This is a genomic window from Marinobacter sp. UBA2498 (assembly GCF_002341575.1).
In the GTDB taxonomy this organism is placed as follows: Bacteria; Pseudomonadota; Gammaproteobacteria; order Pseudomonadales; family Oleiphilaceae; genus Marinobacter; species Marinobacter manganoxydans.
This window is the reverse complement of the sequence record NZ_DDOI01000139.1, coordinates 16,280-22,668: the sequence shown is the minus strand read 5'-3', so window position 1 is coordinate 22,668 and position 6,389 is coordinate 16,280. Positions and strand designations below refer to the sequence as shown.

Here is a 6,389-nt window from a genome sequence, read left to right as displayed (position 1 = left end):
GCTGGAAGATGAAGTCTCGCGGATCGTGCTTAGGCTGTCAGACCGCGCAGAGAGTACCGGCCTGGCGCGAACCCTGAACCAGTCGCCGCAATTGACCAACGATGGACTGGTGGCCCAGGACTGGGAGACCTTGCTCCCGGTGGTGGTGCAGATGGTGGAAATGAGCCAGGTGGATTTCTATCTCATTCTGGCGGTGGTCTTCGTCGTGGTGGCCATCGGTGTCATGAACACCATGGTGATGTCAGTGATGGAGCGCACCCCGGAACTGGGCGTTATGCTGGCGCTGGGCACCCGGGGTGGTCAGCTGCTGCTGACGATTCTGTTCGAGGCGTTCTTTCTCGCAATACTGGGAATGGTGGCTGGAACGGTGGTTGGCGGACTGCTTGTCGTCTGGCTTGGCAATGCCGGCATCGATCTGTCCTCGATCAGTGGTGCACTGGAAGCCATCCCCGGTATTACCGATCGCATCCATCCGGTGATGATCTTCGATCACGTCTGGCTACCCAGCCTGTTGTTGTTCCTGTGCTCGGTGCTGGTGGCACTGTATCCGGCCTGGCGGGCCTCGCGACTGGATCCGGTGGAGGCGATCCGGCATGGTTAGGCGATCTCCACTGATGCTGGTCGCGATGGCCTGGCTAATGCTGGCGTCAGGCGCGGAGGCGGACTTCAGCCATTCGGGATCGCTCAAGAATCTGAGCGTTGGGTCGCGCTCATTGATTGACGACAATCGCTACTTCTCGAACCTTACTCGCCTGCGTATTGAGCCCCGTTACCGATATCAGGACTGGGTTGTGGATGCGGCCTACGACCTGGAACTGGTGACTGGCAGTTTTCTGGACAGCCCCGAGTTTGCCCTGCTCAGGGATGCTGCCGATCCGCGCTACTGGGATCTGCAGGGGAACGTGCATGAATCGGGGGATGCCCTGGCGCGTCATCAACTGTACCGGGGCACGATTCAGTGGCGCTCCCCGGTCGGTGATTTCCGGTTTGGCCGCCAACAGGTGAATTGGTCCACGGCGCTGATCTGGAACCCCATGGACATTCTTAATCCTGTCAGCCCACTCCAACTCGAGCCAGATGAGCGCATTGGTGTGGATGCGCTGTTATGGGACAGATCCTGGGGTGCAACGGGCCAGATCAGCGTCGTTCATGCGCCGCAACACAGGGACCAGAATGCCAGTACGGCCGCACGGGCCAAGCGTTTTTTTGCTGGAGTCGATGCCGGCGTGATGATGGGCGAATTCGCCGACGTCACTAAAGCGGGTGTCAGCGGCAGTGGCTCCGCGGCCGGCACCGGCTGGCGTGCAGAACTTGTCTGGAGTGAGACAGATAGCGGAGATAGATACTGGCAGGGGGTGGCCGACCTGAACTGGGCATTTCGCAACGGGCTCAACCTGGCCGTTGAATATTTCTATAATGGCCAGCCGTTATCGCCTGGAACGACAGCTCTGGCCAACCTTGTGGCTGCACAACCCCTGTATGCCGGGCGCCATTATGCCGGACTTCTGGTATGGCAGGATATCAATCCGTTCTGGCAGTACCGGGTGGTGACCATCCTGAATGCCGATGATGCCAGCTGGGTACTTTATCCGAGATCCACATGGATACTGCCACTGAGCCAGGAGATCTATTTTACAGCCGGAGCCCAGTGGTTCGGAGGAGGCGATGACAGTGAATACGGGAAACTGGATCCGCTGGCCCTGGTGGAGGTGGAGTGGTTTTTCTAAGGAGACTTGTTCAGAGCCTTCCCCAGTTGTAATGGAGCTTTCAGGTTCGTTTCAGGTTTCTCTGGTATAGATCGGATCTGCCTAAGGTTATTGGGCTGCAACAAATAAAATCTCGTTTCAGAGATGGTGGAGGATCAATGAAAATAATACGAAAGCGAATCGGTTAGGGAGTTTTGGGGGTGCTGATAGCTGCGAACGGAGTGCCTGCAGCATTAGCGGTGGAAGTTCCTACGGCTTCAGGAATCAAGTTGGATATTCTTACCCAAGGCAAATTTCAACCAACCTATTTTTCTAATTTCGATCTGGACAGCAGCGTCGATGATGGTGCCACGGGAACTTCTGCGGGCGGTGTTCAGGTTGGAGATGAGTATGTCAGGGCTGAGGTCAGGCTTGGCGTAGTGGCGACCGGTGATAACTGGACAGGCAAAATACTTCTTGAGAACGACTTTGCCCTCGACGCCAATTCTGTCGATCGCGCATACCGAGGCGAGAGATTTGGCCTGGAGCAGGCTTTCTTCACCTATACCTTCGATCCGGCATTTACCCTTCAAGGCGGCTGGACCTTCAAGAATCTGGATCTGGCTTCCGGCGGGCTTCTATACGGCGACGACCATCCCTTGTTCGGCGCTACCGGCAAGACTTCGTTCGGTAGCTATGATGTTTTCTGGATGCCGATTACAGATGGGCTCATTTCGGACATACAGGCCCCTGGGGCCAATCCCGCCAACGGTGAGTTGGACTGGGATGTGTTTGCTTCGAAATTTGATATCGATCTGGGGAAAGGTAGTCGTATTTCGCCCATCCTGACTTATAGCGACAACCAGCAGAAAGGTGCGAAAGCAACCTATTACGGTGTCGAATACATCGGAAATGTTGGCGCTATGAAGGTTCGGGCCGAAGCGCTCGGTGTGACCGGGAGTTTCGACAATGGTGACGACATCAGTGCTTTTGCCGGCTACGCGAGCCTTGAGTACCCGCTTAATGAGTCCTTCAACCCCTTCATAGCACTGCGAGTAGCCAGCGGGGACGACGACCCTACCGATAATGATGTAGAGGGCTGGCTGGGCATCACCGACATTGGTAGATACTCGCCCCTGATTGGTATTGACGGCCAGTTCTTGGGATGGCAGCCGAACTCTAACCAAGCGATAGCATCGGGCCTCTACGGCCTCGCCCTTGACCAGGCTGGTCCTGGTGGCGCTGGGTATGGTGGTATTTCCAATGCCGGTACTGGTAACAATCCGGGCCAAATCATGCTCTCCGTTGGCAGTTCGGGTAATTTAGCGTCGATCTCGCCTAAGCTGTCATATCAGGCGCAGATTTTCCCGATGTGGTTCCAGCAAACGGGGGGGCTTGAAACGCTCAGTACTGCAAGTGGATCCGTGGACAGCTATGCCGGAACCGAGCTTGATGTCGCGATCAAATACCAGGCCAACCAGTACTTTGCTCCAAGGCTGGTACTCTCCAGTTTCCTGCCAGGTAAAGGCGTTGAGGACGCAACTGGTGCAGACGATGCAGCTTATGTCGCAATGCTTGAATTGAACTGGAATTACTGATCCCAGGATACTTATTGCGATTGGAGGAACTAGAATTGAGGCGCCGGGGACGGGGCCTCAATTTTTTTGAGGGGCATGTTATGAAGCCATTTTTCCTGATCTTCCTTGTTTTTTTTGCAGTGTCAGGTGCTCAAGCTCAAGTCTACGACCTACCCTTGGACTCGCTGTCAGAATGGACGGGAAAGAAGAGCATCAGGGTGGTATCAAATATTGATGGTTTGAGTGCAGACAAAGAATTCCTTGCCCTGTTGGGGCGTCTGAATATCAAGGGCTTCGATGTTAAGTTTGGTGGTTCAGGATCTTCCGAGGAAGGGCTGATTCTCGAGGTACTTCAAATCAGCGATAGAATTGCAGTGTCTATTAAGTCCACCGATTCTCAAAAGTACTTGCTTTCTGTACTGATTGACGAGAACGATCAAAGTGAAGTTGCATTGCGAGAGGAGGTTAGTTCTCGCAGCGTTCTTCCTCTGCCAGAGGATTTCAATCCGAAAATGGTTGAGGCGCTCTCATGGTCGGACCGCGAGGAGGATCAACTGGTTTTTCTGTCGGATTCCTCATTGGTGCTGGGCGTCTTCGATGGCAACAGGATAAAAAGAGTTGATGCACTCGCGTCCAGCCTCAAAAATTCGAAAGCAATCTTCTTATCGGTTGGTCAGTCAGACTCAGATTCGAATCCGGAGATTGCTGTGGTGTGGGGGCAAGACCGAGATATCTCAGGCAAAGGGCAATACACGAAGCTTTACTCTCAACTTTTTGAAGTCTCTGAGCAGGAGTTGCGGGAAGAAACCAAAAAAACCGAGAATATTGCGTTACGCTTTATCAACAATCAGCTTTACACCCAAAGATATGAGTTGTTGCAAGGCGACATTGGGAAACCAGCATTTGCTTTTGCGGAGGGCGGCGATGTTCGTGGTGACTCAATTGTTTTGTCTAATGCTGAGAAAATGATTTTCTCTGTTTTCCCTGTTGATAATACAACCTCTATAGTAGTGGGTGAAGAAAATCTTGAACTGCGGAGCCCCAGCCGTAAGCCTTGGCCACAGCTAGACTTGGGCAAAGTTTCCTCGCCAAGATTAATTAAACGCTTGGAGGAGCGGGAAATCACTACATCACCTGATTACGCTTTTTCCGTTAATGAGGAGTATCTGTCTATTCCCAGGAAAGTAATTGTAAATAATGGAACTGTCTTGACCTATATCAGGCAAAGAAGGTCAGGTTTTTCTGGGTTAGCTCCCGCTTCAGGGGCGGATAAATTAATCAGAGCTCGCTGGGATAATGGTGGTTTAGATTCAGGTTTTACAGTGTTTCCCATATATGAATTGAGCTCTTTTATCGTTGATTTTTCATATGTAAAAAATAAAGGGAAATCTCGGCTATTAATATTGGCTAACCAAGAAAATTCTAGTCAAGGTGCAAATGAAATATATATATACTGATTATTTTATGTTCATGTTTAAGTGATCAATTTTGCGCCAAGATCCCGGTAAATGAATTATATGGCCAGTCATGATTTTTGTGGCTGGTCGCGCCAGCGGTGTTTTGGATTGCATTTTCCAGACGCCAGACTTTGTTTGATTTTTCTCTAGAGCGCGATGATGGGCTCGTCCTTTTCTGCCAGACATCTGTCCGCGTGCCTTCATTCCAGCTTATGACGCTCCCAGGCGTGTCATTTCTTCATGGCGTCGCTGCAGTTTTGTATCATGCAGAATGTTTTTATTCACGTGATCTTTTTCCATTTCATTATGGATTCTTTCATGTCTTGGTTTCAGCATACTACCGTCAAGTGCTGGCATTGAGAGAGTGGTCGATGGCTTCGTTAAATCATCAGTTCCTGAAACCTGGCTGAAAAAAAGAAAGCCTATTCAATATGTGGGAAGTTCTGTTCGTGATAAGATAATTGAGTCAGGTCAAAATAATATCCATGCGCCCTTAATTTCAGCTTCGTTTCAGTTTTTAAATCTAATATAGGCGCTCTTACATGCCTTCTACGGAGATCCTACGTTGTTCATCCGCCCCCTTTTCACTAAGCAAGCCATTTTGGGTGTGTTGCTGTTTAGCAGCATTTCCGGGTGGGCTCAGCCAAGGCTGGAGCTCCAGAGTGTCATCGAAACAGCAACTGAAAACGATCCCTGGCTGGGCCAGAGCTCTTACAAACAAGATGCGCTGATGGAAGAGTCTGTTGCTGAGGGCGCGCTTCCCGATCCCCGGGTAATGATCGGCGCGGCAAATCTGCCTCTGGATACTTTTGATACCGGGCAAGAGCCCATGACCCAGGGCACGATTGGCATTACACAGCGAATTCCTCGTGGAGACAGCCGCCGCTTGGCTAGCGCAAAGAAAGAAGAACTGGCCGGTGTACAGCCTTACCTCCGACAGAATCGTCGTGCGCAGGTCACCGAAACGGCGACCCACCTATGGCTCGATCTTTGGAAAGCCCAGGAAAGCATCCGCCTCATTGAACAGAACCGGGGGCTGTTCGAGCAATTGGCGGATGTTGCGGAAGCTGGATATACCTCCGCGACAATGGGCTCCAGACAACAAGATGTTATTCGTGCTTCGCTGGAATTGACTCGGCTTGAAGATCGGCTGACCGCTTTGCATACTCAGTTGGCTTCCAGCAGAGAAGCTCTAGGGGAATGGATCGGTTCCAGGCGGGCCCAGCTCTCGGTCGCCGAAAACATTCCTCCTCTGTTATTGGCAGATGTTTCCAGCAGCTGGCCGGAGACCAGTGTGGAGTCTGTCATCCGTCACCCGTCGGTTCGCGCCACAGATCAACTGATTGATGTACAGGACATTGACGTAGACCTTGCCAGGGAAGCCTACAAACCAGAGTGGTCGGTCTTCGCACAATATGGTTACCGTGACCGAGCTCCGAACGGCCAGGACAGGGCAGACCTGTTTTCTATTGGTATCGGTTTTGACCTGCCCATATTCACAGGAAACCGGCAAGACCGACGGCTCAACGCGTCTGCAGCCAGACTGGAAGCCGAAAAAACGGATCGGGTTCTGAGAATCCGATCGCTCCAGGCGAAGGCGCGCTCGGCGTTGGCCCGCATTGAGCGATTGGATGATCGGATTGACTTGTATCAGCAAACTCTTCTTCCGC

The 6,389-nt window shown here is 52.0% G+C and carries 5 protein-coding genes; all 5 read left to right on the top strand.

Annotation, left to right across the window (positions count from 1 at the left end; all coding sequences use genetic code 11):
- Window positions 1-601, top strand: a 601-nt coding sequence (locus B2W52_RS19300) for an ABC transporter permease (protein ID WP_286803931.1), incomplete at its 5' end; no start/stop codon positions are given.
- Complete coding sequence (locus tag B2W52_RS19295; protein ID WP_273070168.1) at window positions 594-1,727, top strand: hypothetical protein; 1,134 nt, start codon at window positions 594-596, stop codon at window positions 1,725-1,727. The genes B2W52_RS19300 and B2W52_RS19295, both read left to right, overlap by 8 nt.
- A gap of 248 nt (window positions 1,728-1,975) precedes the next feature.
- Window positions 1,976-3,283, top strand: coding sequence for a hypothetical protein (locus tag B2W52_RS19290; RefSeq protein ID WP_286803930.1), 1,308 nt, complete (start codon window positions 1,976-1,978; stop codon window positions 3,281-3,283).
- 80 nt (window positions 3,284-3,363) lie between these two features.
- Complete coding sequence (locus B2W52_RS19285; RefSeq protein ID WP_146083431.1) at window positions 3,364-4,719, top strand: hypothetical protein; 1,356 nt, start codon at window positions 3,364-3,366, stop codon at window positions 4,717-4,719.
- A gap of 565 nt (window positions 4,720-5,284) precedes the next feature.
- Window positions 5,285-6,389 (top strand): TolC family protein (locus B2W52_RS19280; RefSeq protein ID WP_286803929.1); only part of this gene is annotated, 1,105 nt, incomplete at its 3' end.